This window comes from Diaphorobacter nitroreducens, from assembly GCF_002214645.1.
GTDB classification, from domain to species: domain Bacteria; phylum Pseudomonadota; class Gammaproteobacteria; order Burkholderiales; family Burkholderiaceae_C; genus Diaphorobacter; species Diaphorobacter nitroreducens.
Window position 1 is genome coordinate 1,258,940 of the sequence record NZ_CP016278.1, and the last position, 22,780, is coordinate 1,281,719.

The window sequence follows — 22,780 nt, forward strand, 5'->3', positions numbered from 1 at the left end:
ATTCGCAGGGCTTTGGGTTTCCGCCGCCGTGGCAAGCCGGCCACAATCGCCGCTTTGCCCCTTCGGAATCGATCATGTACCTGGTGGTTATCGCATGGCTGTATGTCACCGTGTTGATGGCCTTGGCCGAGGCCACGTCCGCCAACGGTACGGTGCTGGGCGCCATCGTCACCTTCGTGCTGTACGGGCTGCTGCCCATGTCCATCGTGCTCTACATCCTGGGCACGCCCGGGCGCAAGCGCGCGCTGCGCGCCCGGCAGCGGGCCGAGGTGGAAGCCGTCTCAGGCGGCCAGCCAGATGCAGGCGGCCATGCGTCCGCTGCTGCCGAGCCGGGCGGTGTCCCGCCGGTGCGAAAAGAACCGTGACGGATTGGCCACGGTGCACCAGGCGCTGGTGCTGTCGTTGCCGTACAGCGCCGTAACGCCGCAGGCGCGCAGGCGGTGGCGTGCCAGCCCGGCCAGGTCCGCCAGCCACTTGCAATCGCTGGCATGCGGGCGAAAGTACGCGGCCGCCCGCGGGTCCTGCGCACAGAAGGCCTCGCGCACCTCCGCGCCCACCTCGAAGGCCTCGGGGCCGATGCAGGGTCCCAGCCAGGCCATTACGTCATCCGCATCCGCCGTCGCTCCGTTTTCAATAGCTGCTTGCGCTTGACCTGCCTGCGCTGCGGGCCTGAAACACTCCAAAGTCGATTCCAACACTCCTGCGGCCAGACCGCGCCAGCCCGCATGCGCCGCGGCCACGCGCGTACCCGCGCGGTTGGTGAACAGTACCGGCAGGCAATCCGCCGCCATCACGATGCAGGCCACGCCTGCGGCCCGCGTGGTGCAGCCATCGGCGTCCAGCCCGTCGGGCGTGTGCGCGTCCAGCGGCTGCACTGCCGTGCCATGCACCTGGCGCAGGTACACCGCCCGTACCGCGGAACCGCCAGCACCCAGCGCATCCTGCAGCGCAGCCCAGTTGGCCTGCACGGCGGCGGGGTCGTCGCCCACGAAGCGGCCCAGGTTGAAGCTGTCCCAGGGCGGCGCGCTCACGCCACCGTTGCGCGTGGTGCACAGCGCCCGTACCCGGGCGGACACGGGCCATTCCGGAACCAGCCAGTCGTGCAGAACTGCGGAGGGAGCGGTCTGTGCCACGGGCTTCAGGCCTCGTGGTCCGGGCAGGCAGACGGCTGCGCGCGCTGGAAGGCCGGCAGCGCCATGCATGCGTCGAACGCGGACATCGTGCGCGGCAGGCCGTCCATGTCCACATGGAAGCGCCGGCCGTTGAAGATCTGCGGCACCAGGCAGCAGTCGGCCAGCGTGGGCGTATCGCCCCAGCACAGGCGCGAGGCCGCCAGCCCGGCGGCCTGCCGTTCGCCGTCCAGCAGCACCAGCTGCCGCTCGAACGCCTCCAGGCCCTTGCGCACCCAGTGGCGGTACCAGGCGTCCTTGGCGGCGTCTTCCACCTGCAGCTGGTGCTTGAGGTACTTGAGCACGCGCAGGTTGTTCAGGGGGTGGATCTCGCAGGCCACCATCTGCGCCAGCGCCCGCACGCGCGCGCGCGCCAGCGCGTCGCCCGGCAGCAGCGCGGGCTCGCGGTGGGTCTCGTCCAGATATTCGATGATCGCCATCGACTGCGTGAGCAGGTGGCCGTCATCGGTCTGCAACGCCGGCACCAGAGTGTCACCCACGCGGTCGGCATAGCCGGGCGCCAAATGCTCTGCCTTGACCAGGTGGACCGGCAGGTAGTCATAGGGCAGGCCCTTGACTTCCAGCGCGATGCGCACGCGAAACGATGCCGAGGAGCGGAAGTAGTTGTAGAGCTTCATGCGGCCGCAGCATAAGCCAAGCCGGCGCCGGGCGTAATGCGGGCCACAGCCCCTGCGCGGCGCCGCGCCGTGGCACACTGCTTCATCCCTTCACACCGCCGCTACCACCGAGAGAACCATGAGCTATGTGATCCCTCCCGCACCGCAGGCCAGCGTGCCCGTCGTGGGCACAACCCAGCGCTTTCCCGTGCACCGCATCTACTGCGTGGGCCGCAACTATGCCGAGCATGCCAAGGAAATGGGCTTCACCGGCCGCGAGCCGCCGTTCTTCTTCATGAAGCCCGCCGACGCCGTGCTGCCCGTGAACCCGGGCGAGACCGGCCAGATGCCCTACCCCACGCTGACCAAGGACCTGCACCACGAGATCGAGCTGGTGGTGGCCATCGGCAAGGGCGGCAAGCACATCGCCGTGGCCGACGCGCTGTCGCACATCTGGGGTTACGCCGTGGGCCTGGACATGACGCGCCGCGACCTGCAGGGCGAGATGAAGAAGCAGGGCCGCCCCTGGTGCATCGGCAAGGGCTTCGAGGCCAGCGCGCCCATCGGCCCGATCACGCCCGCGGCGCAGGCGGGCGACGTGCAGCAAGCAGCCATCTGGCTGCAGGTCAACGGCACGGACCGCCAGCGCAGCAGCGTGGGCCAGCTGATCTGGAACATTGCCGAGACCATCGAACACCTGTCCGCCGCGTGGGAGCTGCAGCCCGGCGATCTGATCTTCACCGGCACCCCCGAGGGGGTGGGCGCGGTGGTGCGCGGCGACGTGCTGGAAGGCGGCATCGACGGCCTGGGCACGCTGCGCGTGGCCGTGGCCTGATTCACTATCATAAAAATAGCTGCTAGCGCTTTCCCCATAAGCGCTGCAGCCGTTTTTTATTCATATAACGATGAACTTCCGCCGCCCCATCAAGCATTGCCGCGCCTGCGGAACGGCCGTGGCCTACCGCGTGCCCGACGACGGTGACACGCGCGAGCGCGCCGTCTGCCCCAGTTGCAACGTAATCCACTACGAAAACCCGCTGATGGTGGTGGGAACGGTGCCGGTACTGGGGGACCACGTGCTGCTGTGCAAGCGCAACATCGAGCCGCGCCGAGGCAAGTGGACCCTGCCGGCCGGCTTCATGGAACTGGACGAGACCACCGTCGAGGGCGCCGCGCGCGAAACCGACGAGGAAGCGGGCGCGCAAATCCAGATGGGCCCGCTGTTTTCGCTGCTGAACGTGCCGCAGGCGGGTCAGGTGCACCTTTTTTACCTGGCCACGCTGCTCAGCGACCGCTTCGACCCCGGCCACGAGACCATCGAGGCACGCCTGTTCACCGAGGACGAGATCCCCTGGGACGAGATCGCGTTTCGCACCGTCAAGCACACGCTGGAGCAGTTCTTTGCCGACCGTCGCGCGGGGCGCTTCGGCATGCACTGCATCGACATCACCTGAGCAACCGGCCAGCCCCTGCGCTGCGCCAACCGAGACCCGCAAGGCACAGCGCCGCAAACGCACCGCCGGCCCAGAACGTGGCCGCCGGCCCCACGGCATCCCACAGCAACCCGGCGATCGCGCTGGCCACCAGCATGGCCAAACCGCTGGCCAGGTGGAACACGCCATAGGCCGTGCCGCGCAGGTCGGCCGGAGTCGCATCCGCCACCATGGCCGACAGCAGGCCCTGCGTCATGCCCATGTGAATGCCCCATACGGCCACGCCGGCAATCACCAGGGTCCAGTGCTGGGCCGTTGCGAGCAGCACGTCCGACAGGATCAGCACCACCAGGCCCCAGGCCAGCAGCCGCGTGTGGCTCACGCGGTCCGACAGCTTGCCAAATGGATAGGCCGCCGCCGCATACACCAGGTTCATGGCCACCATCACCAGGGGCACGAGTGCCATGGGTATGCCGATGTTCTGGGCGCGCAGCACCAGAAAGGCTTCGCTGAAACGTGCCAGCGTGAACACCGCACCCACGGCCACCACCCCCCAATAGGCGGGCCCCAGGCGGCGGATGTTCTCGCGCCGGATGGGGTTGGTGCGGCGTACGCCCCCTTGGGACGCAGGCTCGCGCACGCCCCAGGCCAGCACGGCCACCGACAGCACGCCCGGCACCACCGCCACCCAGAACACGGCGCGAAAGTCGTTGGCCCACAGCAGCATCAGGCCCACGGCCAGCAGCGGCCCGACGAAGGCGCCCACCGTGTCCAGTGACTGGCGCAGGCCGAACGCGGCACCGCGAATCTCCGGCGGGGTCACATCGGCCACCAGCGCATCGCGCGGTGCGCCGCGGATGCCTTTGCCCACCCGATCGATCAGGCGCGCCGTCACGATCAAGCCGACGCCCGAAGCCAGCGCGAAGAGCGGCTTGGTGACCGCCCCCAGCCCATAGCCCAGCAACGCCAGCCCCTTGCGCCTGCCAAGATAGTCGCTGAGCGTGCCCGAGAACACCTTGACGATCAGCGCCGTGGCTTCTGCCAGACCTTCGATGAGGCCCACCGCGAAGGCCGACATGCCCAGCGCGCCCACCATGAACATCGGCAACAGGCTGTGGATCATCTCGGACGAGATGTCCATCAGCATGCTCACCAGGCCCAGCGCCCATACAGCGGCGGGGATGCGCGCTGGCGAGGGTTGGCGCGGCGTCTGCATGCCAAGGGGCCGTGGTCAGCGGGTTTCGACGAAAAACGGCGCGTTGTCCTGCGGCCGGGGTACGACCACGCCACGCTGCACGGGATCGACCACCACGCCGGGAACCACCTGCGGCGCGGCGGGGCCGGCACCGGGTGACGCCGGGGGCGCCGCCGGAGCAGCGGCTGGCGGACCCGGCAACGGCGCATCCGGCTCGGTCACCCACACCGGCGGCTCGGCCGGCGCGGGGCGGGGCGTGACCTCCTGCAGCGGCACAAGGGGCGCATCCGTGATCTCGGGGCGCTCTTCCGGCGGCGGGGCGCTGGCGGCCGGCGCCGGCGTCTGCGGCAGTTCGGGCTGCGGCGCCGGAGCGCCCGCCGGGCCGGCCTGCTCACCCGTGGGTCGGCCGAATAGGTCATAGACCCAGTTGCGCAGCGTGCCCGCGGCCGAGCCGATCCAGGAGCTTTCCTCCTCATCCACGAAGCGCTCGCGCGCGTCGATGACCTTGGCGCGCAGGGCCTGGCGGAACACGTCGCCCACCATGGGCAGCGCACTGTGCGCGCCCTGCCCCCAGTAGTCGCTGCGCAGGGTGATGCGCCCGTCGTTGAAGCCCGCCCAGGCCCCCGCGACGAGCTGCGGATGCATCAGGATGAACCAGCCGTCGGTGTTGTCCTGCGTGGTGCCGGTCTTGCCCGCCACGTCCGCCGTGATGCCGTAGCGGCTGCGGATGGCCGCGCCCGTGCCTTTGTCCACCACGCCCCGCAGCGCGTCGCGCAGCTGCTGCGCGGCGGTGACGTCCAGCGCGCGCTCGGGCGATGCAGGTTTGAATTCCTCCAGCAGCTTGCCGTGCTTGTCCTCGATGCGCGTGATGACCCGGGGCGCCAGGTAACGCCCGCCGTTGGCGATGGTGCCGTAGGCGGCGACCATCTCCTTGAGCGTGACCGAGCTCGTGCCCAGCGCCAGCGCGGGCACGGCCTCCAGTTCGGACTCGCGCACACCCATGGCGCGGGCCAGTTGCACCACGCGCGCCGGCCCCACCTTCTGCATGAGCTGTGCGGTGATGGTGTTCTTGGAGTACGCCAGCCCGTCGCGCAGCGTCATGGGCTCCTCGCTGGGTGGCGTGCGGCCGTCCGTGGGGCGCCAGACCCGCTTGCCACCCAGGGGGATCTCCACCGCGGTGTCCAGCAGCGTGTCGGTCGGCTGCAGTCCCATCGCAAAGGCCGCGCCGTACACGAAGGGCTTGAAGGTGGAGCCCGGCTGGCGGCGCGCGGCCTGCACGTGGTCGAACGGATCGGTCGCGTAGTCGCGGCTGCCCACCCAGGCCAGCACCGCACCGCTGCGCGGGTCCATGGCCATGAAGCCGGCCTGCACGCGGGTCTTGGACTGGCGCAGCGTGCGCAGGAAGCTGCCGTCGTCCAGCAGTTCGCGCAGTGCCTCCTCGGGTGCGGCCCCCCCGGCCACCGCCTTTTCGTACTGGGGCGACTCGCGCACCAGCTGTTGCACCAACGGGCTCTTGGGGCCCCAGGCGCTGCGCGGCGCCCACGCACCGTCAGCCACGCCCTGCAGCGCCCGGCCCTGCTGCTGCACGGCCCGGTTGGCCATCTCCTGCAGCCGCCCGTCGATGGTGGTGCGGATCACCAGCCCATCGGAATACAGGCTGTAGCCGTTGCGGTCGGCCCAGTCGATGAGCTGGCGGCGCAGTTGCTGCGCCAGGTGCGGCGCTAAACCCGCCACCTCTGCCTGCCGCTCGAAGCGGATGCGCAGCGGGCGCTTGATCAGCCGCTCGTACTCCGTCTGCGAGAGCTTGCCCCGCTTGGCCATTTGCGCCAGCACGGTGTTGCGCCGGGCCTGCGCGCGCTCGGGGTTGAGCACCGGGTTGTAGTAGGCCGTGCCCTTGAGCATGCCGATCAGCGTGGCGCTTTCCAGCACGTTGAGCTTGTCGGCCGACTTGTCGAAGTACGTGCGCGCCGCCATCTCGATGCCGTAGGCGTTGTAGAGGAAGGGCACCGTGTTCAGGTAGGTCTCCAGGATCTCGTCCTTGGAGTACAGCCACTCGATCTTCAGCGCGGTGATCGCCTCCTTGATCTTGCGCGTGAGCGTGGGCGCGCGGCCGATGTCCTCGGGGTAGAGATTGCGCGCAAGCTGCTGGGTGATGGTGGAGCCGCCCTGCTTGTCGCCGCCCACGGTGCGCACGACGGCCGACAGCGTGCGCCGCCAGTCCAGGCCGAAGTGGTCGTAGAAACGGTGGTCCTCGGTGGCGATGAGCGCATCGACCACGGGCTTGGCGATGGTTTCCAGCGGCACCCATTCGCGGTTCACCCACCGGTACTCGGCGAGCAGCCGCCCGTCGGCGGACACCAGTTGCGCAGGCTGGTCGCTCTTGGCCTTGCGGATGTCGCTGATCCCCGGCGTGAACGGGATCAGCGCCAGCACATACAGCACGCCGGCCAGCGCCAGCGCCGCCAGCAGCCACACCAGGCCATGCGCGGACAGCCAGCGCTCGGGCCGATGCAACAGTTGCGCCAGCGCGGGCCGCAGGCGGGCCCAGCGGGCTCGCAGGGTCGTGGAAAGATCCATGTAATTTATGGGCAAAAATGGCCTGTAGCGCTTTATCAGCAAGCGCTAGCAGCTATGAATTCAGAAGCAATGCGTAGACAGGGGTGCCCGGCCATACGCGGCAGGCAGAACACGCGCCGCCGCGCCGGTCGCCGCACCAGCCGCGGCGCCTGGCGACGGGCCGGGCCTGCTTTATACCGCCAATCCCGCGCAAGGCTGGGCCGCTGTACAGATGCCACTGACCGCCCGGTGGCCCGCGCCACCACCTCAGCCCATGAACTGGCGCAACTGCGGCAGGCTGGCATGGGCGGCGCGCCGGCCCTCGGCAATGGCTTCGCTGGCACGGTGAAAGTCCAGCAGGCCCAAATGCGCCAGGCGCGGGGCGATCACCACCTCGGGCGGGTCACCCGCCATGCGGCTGCGGGTGATGCGCATCTGCATGATGTTCACGCTGGTCATGATCACGTCCAGCGCCGATGGCTTGGGGGGAGGCGCCTCGCCGCTGGCGGGCGCCCAGAACTTCAGGCGGCGCATCCAGTCGGCGCTGACCAGCGGTTCGGGCACCGGCTCCGGCCCAGAGACCGGCGCCGCATCCGTGGGCACGGAGGCATCCGGCTCGCGCACCACCGCCAGCGGATGCATGTGGCGGTGCAGGATGTCGGAATTCAGGTCCACGGCGATGACGATGTCCGCACCCATGGCACGGGCCAGCGATGCGGGCACGGGGTTGACGAGTCCGCCATCCACCAGCAGCCGCCCGTCGGTGTGGTTCACGGGGGTGAACAGGCCCGGTAGCGCGATGGAAGCGCGCACCGCGTCGGCGATGGAGCCGTGGCGCAGCCAGACTTCGGCACCCGAGTGCAGGTCGGTCGCCACCGCGCCGAAGGGCAGCGGCGACGCGTCGATGTCGAAATCGGCGAAGTTGCGGCGCCAGAAGGCGATAAGCTTTTCGCCCTTGAGCATGCCGCCCGACAGATTGAAGTCCATGAAGCCGAACACATCGCGCAGGCCCAGGCCCTGCACCCAGTCGGCAACGCGCTCCAGTTCGCCCCCCGCGTAGGCCGCGCCCACCAGCGCACCGATGGAGGAGCCGCAGATCACGTCCAGCCGCACGCCCTCCTCCCGCAGCGCCTGCAGCACGCCGATGTGCGCCCAGCCGCGCGCCGAGCCGCTGCCCAGCGCAAGGCCCAGCCGTGGGGCGCGGCGGGTCAGTGCCATCTAGCCCCCACCTGCGTTGGGCGTTGTGCCCCGCAGCAACGCATGCAACCCATCCTCGTCCAGCACGGGGATGCCCAGTTCCTGCGCCTTGGCGAGCTTGCTGCCCGCGTCGGCGCCGGCCACCACGTAGTGCGTCTTCTTGCTGACCAAGCCCGCCACCTTGGCACCGGCGGACTCCAGCAGGTCCTTGGCCGCGTCGCGGCCCAGGGTGGGCAGCGTGCCGGTCAGCACCACGGTCATGCCCGCCAGGGGCAGCGTGGCGGCGGCAGCGGGCTCGCCCTCGTCCCAGGTGACGCCGCAGGCCCGCAGCTGCTCCACCACCTCGCGGTTGTGCGGTTGCGCGAAGAAGGTATGGATGGCCTCGGCCACCACGGGCCCCACGTCGTTCACCTGCAGCAACTGCTCGACGCCCGCATCCATGATGGCGTCGAGCCGGCCGAAATGGCGTGCCAAGTCCTTGGCCGTGGCCTCGCCCACATGGCGGATGCCTAGGCCGAAGAGAAAGCGCGCCAGCGTGGTGCGCTTGGATTTGTCGAGCGCATCCAGCACGTTCTGCGCGGACTTCTCGGCCATGCGGTCGAGCTGCGCAAGGCTGGACAGCCCGAGCCGGTACAGGTCGGGCAGCGTGCGGATCACGTGGCCATCCACGAGCTGGTCCACCAGCTTCTCGCCCAGGCCCTCGATGTCCATGGCGCGGCGCTGTGCGAAGTGCAGCACCGCCTGTTTGCGCTGCGCGGGGCAGAACAGCCCGCCGGAGCAGCGGTGGTTGACCTCGCCCGGCTCGCGCACCACGGCGCTGCCGCAGATGGGGCACTGGCGCGGCATGCGGAAGTTAGGCACGTAGGGTTGGCGCGGCCCCGCCAGCGGCTGCGCGGGTGCGGTGCCGTCCGCGCTGCTGGCGGCGTCCACCAGCGCGTCGGAGCCCGCCAGCACTGCCAGGCCTGCGCCCGCCGGCACCACGCCCACCACCTCGGGAATCACGTCGCCCGCGCGGCGCACGATCACCTGGTCGCCCACGCGCACTTTCTTGCGGCGCAGCTCGAACAGGTTGTGCAGCGTGGCATTGGTCACCGTGACGCCGCCCACGAACACCGGCGCGAGTCGCGCCACGGGCGTCAGCTTGCCCGTGCGGCCCACCTGCACGTCGATGCCTTCCACGCGCGTGACCATCTCCTGGGCCGGGTATTTGTGAGCCACGGCCCAGCGCGGCTCGCGCGTCACAAAGCCCAGCTGGCGCTGCAGTGCCAGGCTGTTGACCTTGTAGACCACGCCGTCGATGTCGTAGGGCAGCGCGTCCCGTTCGGCCCCCACACGCTGATGGAACACTATGAGTTCAGAAGCGCCTTGCGCAATCTGCACCTGGGCTGCAACCGGAAAGCCCCATTCCTTGAGCTGCTGCAGCATGCCGAAGTGCGTGCCGAAGTCGGGCCCGCCCTCGGCGGCCGGCGTGACCTCGCCCAGGCCGTAGGCGAAGAAGGACAGCGGCCGCTGCGCGGTGATGCCTGAGTCCAACTGGCGCACCGCGCCGGCGGCGGCGTTGCGCGGGTTGACGAAGGTCTTGTCGCCCTTCTCGCGCTGGCGCTCGTTGAGTGCGTCGAAGTCCGCGCGGCGCATGTAGACCTCCCCGCGCACCTCCAGCACCGGCGGCACGCCGGCGGGCAGGCTCAGGGGGATCTGGCGGATGGTGCGCACGTTGTGGGTCACGTCCTCGCCCACCTCGCCGTCACCGCGCGTGGCGGCCTGCACCAGGCGCCCGCCCTCGTAGCGCAGGCTCATCGCCAGGCCGTCGAACTTGGGTTCGGCCACGTATTCCACCGGCGGCGCATCGGGCGGCAGCTTCAGTTCACGGCGCACGCGCGCGTCGAAGGCTTGGGCGCCGCTGGCCTCGGTGTCGGTTTCGGTGCGGATGCTGAGCATGGGCACGCGGTGGCGCACCGGTGTCAGCCCGTCCAGCACCGCGCCCAGCACGCGCTGCGTGGGCGAGTCGGGCGTCACCAGGTCGGGGTAAGCGCCCTCCAGCGCCTGCAACTGCTGGAACGCGCGGTCATACTCGGCATCGGGCACGCTCGGCGTGTCCTGGACGTAGTACTCGTGCGCCCAGCGGTTCAGTTGCTCGCGCAGCGCTTTGATTTTTGTAGCTACCAGCGCAGACCCCTTGGGCCCAGAAGCCGGAAAAAGGTCGGATTGTTCAGTCATGCCAGGAAGGGTCAGGCCCGGTCCCATTGGGCGAGGTGCAGCAGCACGCCCGACGGGTCCCAGACGTAGGTCACGCACGCGCCGTACGGTTCCTGCTTCGGCGCGGACACGCGGGCCCCAGGAAAGCGGCCCGTGCCGATGAGCTGCGAAACGTCTGCAAAACACTGGGCCGCGTCTTGCACGGAAATGTGCAGCATGCAGTTGTCCGCCCATTCCTTCACGTAGTAGCGCTGCAGATAGAACCGCGCCCCGCCCAGGTGGAACAGGGCCAAGTCTTCGTCCGACCATTCCAGGGTGCAGCCCAGGGCCGCGTAGAACGCCTTGGACAGCGCGAAGTCCTGGGCCGGGAGGAAACACCGGACATCATGGGCGCGCAGGTCGATCATGCCGGTTCCTAGCTGAACAGGCGCCGCGCCAGCGCGGAGCCGGCCGAGAGTTCGCGGCTGTCCAGCTTGTCGTACAGCTGCTCAAGATCGGCGGCGATGGGCTCCATGGTCATGGCAGGCAGCGGCGTACCGTTCTGGTCGCACAGCACGCCGTCCATGGCCTCGCCGAGCGCGGCCGCCACCTCGCGCAGGCGCGCAAAGGGCTGCTGCGAGCGGTGGACCTGGGCCACGTCCAGGCTCAGCACGATGTCGCGCACGGCGGACTGCTCGGGGTCGTCGGACATGGCGGCCTGCGCGTCGTAGGTCAGCGTGAGCACGGGCGGCAGGCCCGGCCCCTGGGCCGGCAGCACCAGCCGGCCCGGAATGGCGCCGGCGACGAGACCCAGGCGTGCGGCGTTCTGCTGCACGTAGCCGGGGCTCCAGGCCGCGTGGCGCGCCCGCAGCACGAAGGTGAGCTGCGCGTCGTGCTCGCTGGCGAACTGGTCCAGCTCGCGCGCGCGGGCCACCTCGTGCAGCATGTCGGGAAAGTCGGGCGCGGCATTGATCGCGTCGGCGAAGCCCTGGGCCTTCATGACGAATTCGGAGAACTCGATCTCATTGAGCGCACCCAGGCGGTTGGCCAGTTGCACGCCCGCCTGGAACTGCAGGTAGCGCTGGCCGGGCTGGGGGGTTTCCCACTGCTGCGCGGCGTCGTTGAAGCCCTCCACCGCGAACGGCTTGCTGCCCGCGCGGCGCGTGGGCGGCAACGCGGCCAGGGCCGCATCGCCCGAAACCTGCTGCTCGGCCACGATGGGGGCGATGGCGTCGATCAGCGGATCCAGCCCGCCGCGGCGCTCGGCCGTGGGCACGGGCAGGTCCAGCGCATCACGCAGATCCACGGCGTGGCCGTCAAAGCCGGGCTCGGCCTCGCCTTCGGCGCCGCTCCCGACAAGCCCCGCGCCGGTGAGCCCCGCGCCGGTAAGCACCGCGCCATCAAAGGCGGGCTCATGGCGCGCCACCGGCTCCTGCGCGGGATCGGCCTCGGCCGGCCGCGGGCGTTTGGGCGCGTTGCGGTGGGTTGTCCAGGCGTTGTAGGCGACGACGACGATCAGCACGAGCGCGCCGGCGATGATGAGACCAAGTTGGAAGTTGCTCATGGTGAATACGGGGTCAGGCCTCGGCCATGGACAGCGCGGACTCCATGTCCACGGCCACGATGCGCGACACGCCCTGCTCCTGCATGGTGACGCCGATCAGTTGCTCGGCCATCTCCATGGCGATCTTGTTGTGGCTGATGAAGAGGAACTGCGTTCCCTTGGACATGCTGGACACCAGCTTGGCATACCGCTCGGTGTTGGCATCATCCAGCGGTGCGTCCACTTCGTCCAGCAGGCAGAACGGAGCGGGGTTGAGCTGGAAGATGGCGAACACCAGCGCGATCGCGGTGAGTGCTTTCTCGCCGCCCGACAGCAGGTGGATGGTCTGGTTCTTCTTGCCCGGCGGCTGGGCCATGACCTGCACGCCGGAGTCGAGGATCTCGTCACCCGTCATGATGAGCTTGGCCTGGCCGCCGCCGAACAGCTCGGGGAACATGCGGCCGAAGTGCCCGTTGACGGTCTCGAAGGTGCCCGACAGCAGGGTACGCGTCTCGCCGTCGATCTTGCGGATGGCGTCCTCCAGCGTGGTCATGGCCAGCGTCAGGTCTTCGGTCTGCGCGTCCAGGAAGCCCTTGCGCTCGCGCGCGAGCTGCAGCTCCTCCAGCGCGGCTAGGTTCACCGCGCCCAGCGCCGTGATCTCGCGGTGCAGGCGGTCGATCTCGCCCTGCAACCCCGCCATGCGCACGCCACCGTCCTGGATGGAGCGCTCCACCGCCGCCAGGTCGGCCTGCGCGTCCGCCAGCAGCGTGCTGTACTGCTCCAGGCCCAGGCGCGCGGCCTGCTCCTTGAGCTGGAACTCCGTGATGCGTGCGCGCAGGGGCTCCAGCGTGCGCTCGTTCTGCATGCGCAGTTCGTCGCTGGCGCGCAGCCGCGCCGTCAGGTCATCGTACTGGCTGCGCTGGGCGGCCAGGTCTTTTTCGCGCTCGATCTTCAGGTCCAGCGCCTGCTGCAGGCCGCCCTGGGCGGCGGCATCGGACAGGCGCGAAAGCTCGTCCTGCGCGCGCTGGCGCTCATCGTGCAACGCGCGTGCCTGCGTGGCCGCGGTGTCGATGGTGCGCGCCAGCTCGGCACGCCGGGCCTGCAGGCTGCGCTGGGAGAACTGGGCCTCCTGTGCCTGGCGCTCCAGCGCGCGCTGCTGCTCACGGCATTCGGCCAGGCGGCGCTCGGCCTCGATCACACGGTCGCCCAGCTGCGCATGGCGCTCCTGGCTGTCGGCCAGTTGCATGTCCAGTTCTTCAAAACGCGCCTCCGCGGTGACGCGGCGCTCCTGCAGGTCGCCCAACTGCGCCTCGACCTCGGACAGATCGGCGCCAATCTGCTCGCTGCGCGCCCGGGTCTGCTCGGCCAGTTGCGACAGGCGCAGGGTCTCAACCTGCAGCTCGTGCGCGCGGCCTTGGGCCTCGCTGGCCTCGCGGCGCGCGGCCACCAGGCGCTGCGCCGCGTCGGCGTACAGGCTCTCGGCACGCACCAGCGCCGTGCGCGCCTCCTCAGCGATCAATGCCTGGGCACGCAGCTCCTTCTCCAGGTGTTCGATCTCCTGCGCCCGGGCCAGCAGGCCGGACTGCTCGGAGTCCTGCGCATAAAAACTCACGCTGTGCGCGCCCACGGCATGTCCGGCTGCCACATAGATGGCCTCGCCCGGCTGCAACTGCGCACGGCGGTTCAGCGCATCGTCCAGCGTCTGCGCGGTGTAGCAGCCCTGCAGCCAGTCCACGAGCACGGCGTGTAGCCCGGCGTCGTGCACGCGCAGCAGATCTGACAAGCGCGATGAACCAGCGGGGGCTTCGGGCGCGGGCGCGGATGGCGCGCTGTAGAAAGCCAGCCGCGCCGGAGGCGCATCCTGCCCGCCCGCGCCGAGGAAACCGCGCACCATGTCCAGCCGGCCCACGGGCAGCGCGGCCAGGCGCTCGCGCAGCGCGGCCTCCAGCGCGTTCTCCCAGCCGGGTTCGATGTGGATGCGGCTCCACAGTCCCTGCAGCCCTTCCAACCCGTGCTTGGCCAGCCAGGGCTGGAGCTTGCCGTCCACCTTGACCTTTTCCTGCAAGGCCTTGAGCGCTTCCAGCCGCGCGGACAGGTCGGCCTGCCGGGCCGTTTCCTGGTTCACGACCTGCTGGCGCGCACGGCGGTCCTCGTCGAGCTGGGGCACGCTGTCCTGCAGCTCGGCCAGGCGCGCCTCGGCCATCTCGGCGCCCTCCTCGGCCTGCTGCAACTGCTGGCGCAGGTTGGCCAGGCGCGCCTCGTCGGGCGCAGCCAGGGCATTGCGGTCGGTGCGCAGGCGCTCCAGGCGCGCCTCCAACTGGCGGCTTTGCTCGTCCAGGCTGCGCTGCTCGGCCGCCAGCACCTGGATCTGCTGCTGCACCTGCGCCACGGCGGCGCGCTGCTCGTCACTGCGCTGCTGGCTCTGGCGCAGGGCGTCTTCCAGCTCGGGCAGGCGTGTCGCCTGCTCCTCGACCTGTGCGGCCAGGATCTCGGCCTGCTCCTCGGCATTCATGCCGGCGCCTTCGATGCCCTCGACTTCGGCTTCAGCCTCTTCCTTGCGCGCGGACCACTGGGCGATCTGCTCGGCCAGTTGCACCAGGCGTTGCTCCACGCGCTGACGGCCCTCGACCACGTAGCGGATCTCGGCTTCCAGCTTGCCGACCTCGGCCGTGGCCTCATAGAGGCGCCCCTGTGCCTGATTGACCTTGTCGCCCGCCTCGTAGTGCGCCTGGCGGATGGTCTCCAGGTCGGCCTCCACATGGCGCAGGTCGGCCATGCGCGACTCCAGGTCGTTCACGGCGGCCAGGCCCTCGGTGCGCACGCGGGCCTGTTCGCTTTCCGCCTCGGCGCGCTTCAGGAACCACAGCTGGTGCTGCTTGAGGGTCACGTCCTGCTGCAGCGCGTTGTAGCGCGCGGCCACCTCGGCCTGCTTTTCCAGCTTGTCGAGGTTGGCATTGAGTTCGCGCAGGATGTCCTCCACCCGCGTGAGGTTCTCCCGCGTGTCGGACAGGCGGTTCTCGGTCTCGCGCCGGCGCTCCTTGTACTTGGACACGCCCGCGGCTTCCTCGAGGAACAGGCGCAGTTCCTCGGGGCGACTTTCGATGATGCGGCTGATCGTGCCCTGGCCGATGATGGCGTAGGCGCGCGGGCCCAGGCCGGTGCCCAGGAACACGTCCTGCACGTCGCGGCGACGCACCGGCTGGTTGTTGATGAAATAGCTGCTGGTGCCGTCGCGCGTGAGTACGCGCTTGACGGCAATCTCGGTGAACTGGTTCCACTGCCCCCCCGCGCGGTGGTCGCTGTTGTCGAACGTCAGCTCCACGCTGGAACGGCTGGCCGGCTTGCGGCTGGTGGTGCCGTTGAAGATCACGTCCTGCATGCTCTCGCCGCGCAGCTCGCTGGCCTTGCTCTCGCCCAGCACCCAGCGCACGGCGTCCATGATGTTGGACTTGCCGCAACCGTTGGGGCCCACCACGCCCACGAGTTGCCCCGGCAGCATGAAGTTGGTGGGCTCGGCAAACGACTTGAAGCCGGCGAGTTTGATCGAGTTAAGACGCACGGGTCAGGCGTTGGACAGGGCGGTTCGCAGGTGCAGGAAAGACCGGAATCATACCGTGGCGCTCGTGTCGGCCCCATGCCCAGCCGGGCATCCTTCGATTGCAAGCAAAAAAGGCCTCCAGCGCTTACCCAGCAAGCGCCAGCAGCTATTCTTACGAGAGCATCCTACGGCAGCTCAGCCCCCACGCGGGGCGAAGGCAATGATGGCCATGCCGCACAGCGTGACGGCCACGCCCAGCCAGTCCCATGGGCCGGGGCGCACGCCGTCCACCGCCCACAGCCAGACCAGCGCCACGGCCACATACACGCCGCCGTAGGCCGCGTACACACGCCCTGTAGCCGCCGGATGCAGCGTGAGCAGCCAGGCAAACAGCGCCAGGCTGGCGGCCGCCGGCACCAGCAGCCAGGCGCTGCGCCCCTGGCGCAACCACAACCAGGGCAGATAGCAACCGACGATTTCCGCCACGGCAGTGAGCAGGAACAGGGCCAGGGTCTTGAAGGGCAGCATGCGTGAATGCGTGATGGAAAAGAAGGCCGCAGCGATCAGACGCCGGCCCGCTTCAGCACCAAGGCCTCGAACGCCGCGGCCTGCAGCGGTGGGCTGAGCAGATAGCCCTGCCAGGCGTGGCAGCCGTTGCGCTCCAGAAAGGCGCGCTGCGCCTCGGTCTCAACGCCCTCGGCCACCACCCGCAGGCCCAGGCTGGTGCCCAGGGCGACGATCGTGCGTGCGATCACGGCATCGTTGGGGTCGGTGAGCACGTCGCGCACGAAGCTCTTGTCGATCTTCAGTTCGTGCAGGGGCAGGCGCTTGAGGTAGGCCAGCGACGAGTAGCCCGTGCCGAAGTCGTCCAGCGAGAAGCCCACGCCGTAGCCACGCAACTGCACCATCTTGGCGATGGTGTCCTCCACGTCCTGCAGCAGCATGCCCTCGGTCAGTTCCAGCCGCAGGCGGCGCGCGTCGGCGCCCGAAGCGGCCAGCGCCTCCAGCACCTGGGGCACGAAGCTACCCTCGTGGAACTGGCGCGGGCTCACGTTCACCGCGACGGTGAGCTCACCCAGCACCGGGTGCGCGCTCCACTGCGCCAGCTGTGCGCAGGCGCTGCGCATCACCCACTCGCCCACGCGCAGGATCAGTCCGCTTTCTTCCGCCAAGGGAATGAATTCCGCTGGCGAGATGAAGCCCCTGTCCGGGTGGCGCCAGCGTACCAGCGCCTCGGCGCCCGTGATGCGGCCTTGGTCCACCTTGGGCTGGTAGAACAGTTCTAACTGTCCCGCATCCAGTCCGGCGCGCAGGTCCGCCTCCAGCGCCGCGCGTTCGGACACGGCAGCCTGCATCTGTGGATCAAAAAAGCGCAGCGTATCGCGCCCGGCGGCCTTGGCCTCGTACATGGCAAGGTCGCTGCGCTTGAGCAGCTCGTCCGCCGATTCGCGCACCCCGCGGAAGATGGCGATGCCCACGCTGAGCGCCGTGTGGTGCTGCTGACCATCGATGTCGAAGGGCGCGCGAATGGCCGCCAGGATCGTCTGGCCCATTTCCTCGGCGCGGTTGGCGGCCTCCTGCGGGTCGGCGCCCAGGTCCTTGAGCACCACGACGAACTCGTCGCCGCCGTGGCGCGCCAGGGTTTCGTCCTCGGGCACGCAGTCGCGCAGCCGCCGGGCCACCTCGCGCAGCAGGCGGTCACCCATGTCCGGACCTTGTGTCTCGTTGATGGTCTTGAAGTTGTCAAGATCCAGCATCATCACCGCGCCGCACAGCTGGTGGCGGGCGCTCATGGCCAGCGCCTGCTCCAGGCGGTCCAGCAGCAGGCGGCGGTTGGGCAGGCCGGTGAGCGGATCGTTGTAGGCCAGGTAGCGCACCTCTTCCTCGGCCGCCTTGCGCTGGCTCTGGTCCACCATGGTGACGATGTGCGAGTCGCCCAGGATCATGCCGGACAGCTCGACCGCGCGGCGCACGCCCGACTTGGCGGTGATCACGCATTCCACGGTACGGATGGCACCGTCGGGGTTCTTCAGCGCCGCCGTGCATGCGGCGTGCCATGCCTCGCGCGCATGCTCGCGTTGGTGTGCGTCGGGCATTACCAGGCGCCACCAGGTGTCCACGTCGGGCGCCTCGCGTATGTCGTAGCCGCAGATCTGGACATGCCGGTCGTTGCGGAACACGATCTTGCCGTCCTGCACCTGGTTCACGCCCACGGGCATGTGGTTCAGGATGTTGCGCAGGTGCTCCTCGCTTTGGCGCAGCACCTGCTCCATGTGCTTGCGCTTGCCGATGTCCTGCACCACCGCAAGGTGGTGCTCGGGCTGGCCTTCCAGGCGCAGCGGCGAGACCATGAGGTCCACCCACACCTCGCTGCCGTCCTTGCGGCGGTAGCGCTTTTCCATGCGGTATTCGCTCAGCTCACCGGCCAGCATCCGCTGCAATTGCTCCAGGTCCGCGGCCAGGTCGCTGGGCTCGCTGAAGTCCTGAAAGCGCATCTGCTGCAGTTCCTGCGCGCTGTAGCCCAGCAGGTCGCAGAACTTCTGGTTCATGCGCACCAGGCGGCCGGTGCGCGAGTCGGTCTGGGCGATGCCCACCGCGGCCTGGTTGAACACGGCGCGCAGGCGCGCCTCGCTTTCGCGCAAGGCCGTATCGGTCTCCTTGGCATGGTCCAGTGCCTGCGACCGCCGCAGCACCAGCATCGATACCAGCGCGGTGAGCAGTGCGGTCACCACCAGACCACCCGAGCCCAGCAGCCAGGGCAGGCGCGACTCCTGCGGCGAGAGGAACGGCACGACGGGCTGGAACTGCAGGCTCCAGCGCCTTCCGCCCACGCGCACGCTTTGCTCATATTCCATGGCAGAGGTGCCGACGCGCGTCTCCGATTCAAAGAGGGATTGCGGCGGAGCAGGCTCCTCGCTGCTGAAGGGGCCCACGTCCGCCATGCGCAGCGCCAGGCCCTGCATGTTGCCCGCGGTGCGCACGGCATGCACGATGTCGTAGATGCGCAGGCTCACGCCCACCGCCCCCAGAAAGCGCGCCGGACCCGCCTGTCCGGCCGCCGGCTCGGCAAACACCGGCATGCGGATGATGACGCCCGTGCGGTGCTCGGTTTCCTGGTGCAGCTCGAACGGCGCGGAGGCGACCAGCCCGCCGGTGTCGCGCGCACGGCGCATGGCTTCGAGGTTGGCTGGCTGGGAATGGATCTCCAACCCTTGCACGCTGCTGTTGCCCCCCTGCGGCCAGAGGTAGTCCACCACGAAATAGTCGGGCAATACGGCCTGTGGATGGATGGCGAAATCCCGCGGCAGGTCGCCGTCCAGATGCGGGTCGGAGCGCGCCTGCTCTTCGAAGGCCGCCCGCCGGGGGCCGGGCACGTACCGCGTAAAGTTGATGTTCTTCACGCCGGGGTGGTAATGCTGCAGATCCAGCTCACGCGCCACGCGCTCGAAGTCGGCGCGCCGCAGCTGCGGATTCACCGTCAGCAGGCCGCGCATGCCCTGCAGCAAATCCGCGTGGGATTCCATGCGCCGCTGCAGCGTCTCGGCGAACAGCCGGGCCTCCTGCTCGAAACGCACCCGCGCGATGGCCTGCATGGAGGACTGCTGCTGGTGGTACAGCGCGTAGCTTGCCGCGCAACCGGCCAACGCCACGGCCGCTCCGGGGAGCCAGTGCCAGGGGAACGAGCGCTGTGCGTGGGATGTCGGCATGCGGGGCAGATGGACAAGGAGGACAACGGCTGATAGGCCGCCGCCGCGCCGCAGAGCATAGCGGCATTTACCCGTGCGGGGGCAACAGACACCGCCAACGTCTGCTGCGACCGCGCAGCCGCGGCACCGCGGCGCCTGCGCAATTCCCCACGCCGGCGTCGCCAGCCGCCGGCTCGTACCATGGCCGCATCAGGAGTGTCCGCCATCGTGTTGTTTCGGTTGTTCGAAAATCGTGTCCCCCCGTACCCTGCGGCCGAGCCGACCGTGCCGCCCGCCGGGTTCCTCGCCTTCGTGTGGGCCAGCACGCGCGGCCTGCGCGGCTATGTCGGGGCCATGGCCGCCCTGTCTGCCGTGGTGGCCATCTACGAGGCGCTGCTGTTTGCCGTGCTGGGACGGGTGGTGGACTGGATCGCCGCCACTGCGCCCGAGCGCTTCTGGGCCGAGCGCGGCACGCTGCTCGCCGGGGTGGCTGCGGTGCTGGTCGCCAGCATTGGCATAGTGGCGCTGCAGACCACCGTGCGCCACCAGGTCTTGGCCATCAACTTCCCGCTGCGCCTGCGCTGGAACTTCCACCGGCTGATGCTGGGCCAAAGCATGGCGTTCTATGCGGACGAGTTCGCGGGCCGCATCACCACCAAGATCATGCAGACCGCGCTGGCCGTGCGCGACATGATCTTTACCACCTGCGACGTGGTGATCGGCATGGGCGTCTACCTGGTCACCATCCTGGCACTGGCGGGCGGCTTTGAATGGCGGCTGCTGCTGCCCTTTCTCGCGTGGGCGCTGTGCTACGCGGCCGCGTGCTGGTACTTCGTGCCACGCCTGGGCCAGGTGAGCAAGGCCCAGGCCGACGCGCGCTCCGTCATGACCGGCCGCGTGACGGATGCTTACACCAACATCGCCACGGTGAAGCTGTTCTCGCACACGCGGCGCGAGGCCGAGTTTGCCCGCGCGGCGATGGACGCGTTCAAGACCACGGGCTACGCACAGATGCGGCTGGTCAGCCGCTTCGAGATCGTGAACCACGCCCTGGTGGTGGGCATGATCCTCGGTGCCTGCGGCACGGCGCTATGGCTGTGGTCACGGGGCGAGGTAGGCGCCGGCGCGGTGGCCGCGGTGACCGCCATGGCACTGCGCGTTTCGGGCCACGCCCACTGGGTGATGTGGGAGATGACCACGCTGTTCGAGAGCGTGGGCACCATCCAGGACGGCATCAACACCCTCACCCGCCCGCGCACGGTGGTGGATGCGCCCGATGCCCGCCCGCTGCAGGTCACGCGTGGCGAGGTGCAGTTTGAGAACGTGCGCTTCGGCTACCGCGACGGCGCGGCAGTGATCGACGGGCTGAACCTCACCATCCGCCCAGGCGAGCGCATCGGGCTGATCGGCCGCTCCGGCGCGGGCAAGTCCACGCTGGTCAACCTGCTGCTGCGCTTTCATGACGTGCAGGGCGGACGCATTCTGGTGGACGGGCAGGACATCGCCCACGTCACGCAGGACAGCCTGCGCCAAGCGATCGGCATGGTCACGCAGGACACTTCGCTGCTGCACCGATCGATGCGCGACAACATCCTGTACGGCCGCCCCGATGCCTCCGAGGAAGACATGCGCCTGGCTGCCGAACGCGCCGAGGCCGCGCAATTCATCGACGAGCTGACCGACCTGCAGGGCCGCCGCGGCTACGACGCCCAGGTGGGCGAGCGCGGCGTCAAGCTTTCGGGCGGGCAGCGCCAGCGCGTGGCGATCGCGCGCGTGATGCTCAAGGACGCCCCGATCCTGCTGCTGGACGAGGCCACCAGCGCGCTGGACTCCGAGGTGGAGGCGGCCATCCAGCAGAGCCTGGACGGACTGATGCGGGGCAAGACGGTGATCGCCATCGCGCACCGCCTGTCCACCATCGCCGCCATGGACCGGCTCATCGTGCTGGACGCCGGCCGCATCGTCGAGGAAGGCACGCACGCGCAGCTGCTGGCGCAAGGGGGTGTCTATGCGCGGCTGTGGACGCACCAGAGCGGCGGCTTCATGGGACAGGACCCGGACGAAGCCTGAGCAATACAGGATCGGCCGCGCACGATCATGGCAATCGAGACAGAAATAGGCCTCCAAGGCAATACTGACAAGCGCCAACAGCTCTTATAAAAATAGCACAAGAGACTGAAGAGCCCGGTTCAGCTCTGCTCCTCGGGGCCCAGGGGATGGGGGCGCGGCGGCTCGTGCGGCGGCAACTGCAAGAACAGCGCCGTGGCCGCCAGCGTCAGCACACCCATGCAGGCAAACGTGGCGCGAAACGCGTGGAGCGTGTCCTGCGCATCTACGGCGCCAAAGTAGCCCTGGAAGCTCGCCAGCACCGCCCCGGCAGCCGCCACCCCCATGCCCATGGCCAGCATCTGCACCATGGACAGCAGGCTGTTGCCGCTGCTGGCATGACCCGTGTCCAGATCCTTGAGCGTGACCGTGTTCATGGCCGAGAACTGCATGGAGTTCACGCCGCCAAACGCCGCCAGCTGCACCATCAGCAGCCACGGGGGCTGGCCGGGCGTGATCAGGCAGAAGCTGGCGATGAGCAACGCCAGCGCGCAGGTATTGACCACCAGCACCTCGCGATAGCCCCAGCGCCGCACCATGAAGGTGACCGCAGGTTTCACGGCCATGCTGCCCAGCACCGTGGGCAGCATCATCATGCCCGCCTGCATGGGTGCGTAGCCCAGGCTGACCTGCAGCACCAGCGGGATCATGAAGGGCATGCACGAGCTGCCCAGCCGCGAAAACAGGTTGCCCAGCAGCCCCACACGCAGCGTGCGCACCGCGAACAACCCCGGCACAAACAGCGGCGCATCGCTGCGCAGCGCATGCAGCCAGTAGGCCGCCAGACTGGCCAGGCCAAAGATCATCATCACCAGCGACGACGCGCTGCGCGCACCACCGCCGGCCATGCCCTCCACCGCCAGCGACACGGCCGCCATGCCAAAGGCCAGCAGGCCATAGCCCACCGCGTCGAATCCACGCACGGCCAGCACCTCTCCCGCCGCCATGAAGCGCCGCGCGGCCATCAAGCCCACCAGCCCCACGGGCACATTGACCCAGAAGATCCAATGCCAGGAGGCGTACTCCACCATCCAGCCGCCCAGGGTCGGACCGATCAGCGGCCCCACCAGCCCGGGAATCGCGACGAAGCTCATGGCGCGGATGAACTCGTCGCGCGGAAACGCCCGCAGCACCGCCAGCCGCCCCACGGGCAGCAGCGGCGCACCGCCCAGCCCCTGGACCACGCGTGCACCCACCAGCAGCGGCAGCGTGGACGACAGCGCGCACAACACCGAGCCGAGCACGAACAACGCGATCGCCGACATGAACACCCGCCGCGTGCCGAAACGGTCCGCCAGCCAGCCCGACGCCGGAATCAGCACTGCCATGGCTAGCGAATACGCCACGATCACCGAGTGCATCTGCAGCGGGCTCTCGCCCAGGTCGCGCGCCATGGCCGGCAAGGCCGTGTTGACGATGGTGGCGTCCAGCGTCTGCATGAAAAAGCCCAGGGCGACCAGCCACAGCAGCGGCTGGCGCGAAGTGGGGGAAACAGGTCCACGCGTCATGAAATCGCCCATGTCGGGCTCAGAAAAGAAGGCCAAAGTGTGCCATTGGGGCCCGTT

At 69.2% G+C, this 22,780-nt stretch carries 16 protein-coding genes; 4 read left to right on the top strand and 12 right to left on the bottom strand.

Annotated features, from left to right (window positions below; genetic code table 11):
• Positions 1–74 precede the first annotated feature (74 nt).
• Entirely contained in the window at positions 75–365 is a 291-nt protein-coding gene (locus BA022_RS05855) for a hypothetical protein (protein WP_088888525.1), read from the top strand.
• On the opposite strand, the gene pgeF is transcribed toward BA022_RS05855, so the two are convergent.
• Both pgeF and maiA read right to left on the bottom strand, forming a co-directional pair.
• Positions 282–1,133, bottom strand: coding sequence for a peptidoglycan editing factor PgeF (pgeF, locus tag BA022_RS05860; RefSeq protein ID WP_088886858.1), 852 nt, complete (start codon positions 1,131–1,133; stop codon positions 282–284). The genes BA022_RS05855 and pgeF overlap by 84 nt on opposite strands.
• A gap of 5 nt (positions 1,134–1,138) precedes the next feature.
• Complete coding sequence (gene maiA, locus BA022_RS05865; protein ID WP_088886859.1) at positions 1,139–1,807, bottom strand: maleylacetoacetate isomerase; 669 nt, start codon at positions 1,805–1,807, stop codon at positions 1,139–1,141.
• A gap of 118 nt (positions 1,808–1,925) precedes the next feature.
• Here maiA and BA022_RS05870 point away from each other — a divergent pair, with 118 nt between their 5' ends.
• Together BA022_RS05870 and BA022_RS05875 are read left to right on the top strand one after the other, a co-directional pair.
• Entirely contained in the window at positions 1,926–2,621 is a 696-nt protein-coding gene (locus tag BA022_RS05870) for a fumarylacetoacetate hydrolase family protein (RefSeq protein ID WP_088886860.1), read from the top strand.
• A gap of 70 nt (positions 2,622–2,691) precedes the next feature.
• Complete coding sequence (locus BA022_RS05875) at positions 2,692–3,240, top strand: NUDIX hydrolase (protein ID WP_015913223.1); 549 nt, start codon at positions 2,692–2,694, stop codon at positions 3,238–3,240.
• Here the strand turns inward: BA022_RS05875 and BA022_RS05880 are convergent.
• The 9 genes from BA022_RS05880 to BA022_RS05920 all read right to left on the bottom strand — a co-directional run bounded on the left by BA022_RS05880 (position 3,233) and on the right by BA022_RS05920 (position 19,130).
• Positions 3,233–4,435 carry an MFS transporter gene (locus BA022_RS05880; protein WP_088886861.1) on the bottom strand — a complete coding sequence of 401 codons (1,203 nt, stop codon included), beginning with the start codon at positions 4,433–4,435 and terminating at the stop codon, positions 3,233–3,235. The genes BA022_RS05875 and BA022_RS05880 overlap by 8 nt on opposite strands.
• A 15-nt stretch (positions 4,436–4,450) precedes the next feature.
• A complete protein-coding gene (locus BA022_RS05885) occupies positions 4,451–6,991 on the bottom strand; it encodes a penicillin-binding protein 1A (RefSeq protein WP_088886862.1) in 2,541 nt (846 codons plus the stop codon).
• A 246-nt stretch (positions 6,992–7,237) separates the two neighbouring features.
• The gene (locus tag BA022_RS05890; protein WP_088886863.1) at positions 7,238–8,188 is read right to left on the bottom strand and encodes a patatin-like phospholipase family protein; all 951 of its coding nucleotides are present in this window, start codon (positions 8,186–8,188) and stop codon (positions 7,238–7,240) included.
• A complete protein-coding gene (gene ligA / locus BA022_RS05895; RefSeq protein ID WP_088886864.1) occupies positions 8,189–10,384 on the bottom strand; it encodes an NAD-dependent DNA ligase LigA in 2,196 nt (731 codons plus the stop codon).
• Positions 10,385–10,395: 11 nt separating this feature from the next.
• Positions 10,396–10,770 carry a VOC family protein gene (locus BA022_RS05900; RefSeq protein ID WP_088886865.1) on the bottom strand — a complete coding sequence of 125 codons (375 nt, stop codon included), beginning with the start codon at positions 10,768–10,770 and terminating at the stop codon, positions 10,396–10,398.
• Between the two features lie 8 nt (positions 10,771–10,778).
• Entirely contained in the window at positions 10,779–11,906 is a 1,128-nt protein-coding gene (locus BA022_RS05905; protein ID WP_088886866.1) for a cell division protein FtsZ, read from the bottom strand.
• Positions 11,907–11,919: 13 nt separating this feature from the next.
• Positions 11,920–15,444, bottom strand: a complete 3,525-nt coding sequence (gene smc / locus BA022_RS05910) for a chromosome segregation protein SMC (RefSeq protein WP_088886867.1) — start codon at positions 15,442–15,444, stop codon at positions 11,920–11,922.
• 174 nt (positions 15,445–15,618) lie between these two features.
• A complete protein-coding gene (locus BA022_RS05915; RefSeq protein ID WP_088886868.1) occupies positions 15,619–15,951 on the bottom strand; it encodes a YnfA family protein in 333 nt (110 codons plus the stop codon).
• 35 nt (positions 15,952–15,986) lie between these two features.
• Positions 15,987–19,130, bottom strand: coding sequence for a bifunctional diguanylate cyclase/phosphodiesterase (locus BA022_RS05920; protein ID WP_088886869.1), 3,144 nt, complete (start codon positions 19,128–19,130; stop codon positions 15,987–15,989).
• 180 nt (positions 19,131–19,310) lie between these two features.
• On the opposite strand from BA022_RS05920, the gene BA022_RS05925 reads away from it, so the two are divergent.
• Positions 19,311–21,179 (top strand): ABC transporter ATP-binding protein, encoded by a 1,869-nt coding sequence (locus BA022_RS05925; RefSeq protein ID WP_269466925.1) that lies wholly within the window; start codon positions 19,311–19,313, stop codon positions 21,177–21,179.
• A 119-nt stretch (positions 21,180–21,298) separates the two neighbouring features.
• Here BA022_RS05925 and mdtD read toward each other — a convergent pair whose 3' ends face one another.
• Entirely contained in the window at positions 21,299–22,735 is a 1,437-nt protein-coding gene (gene mdtD, locus BA022_RS05930; protein ID WP_088886870.1) for a multidrug transporter subunit MdtD, read from the bottom strand.
• Positions 22,736–22,780 lie beyond the last annotated feature (45 nt).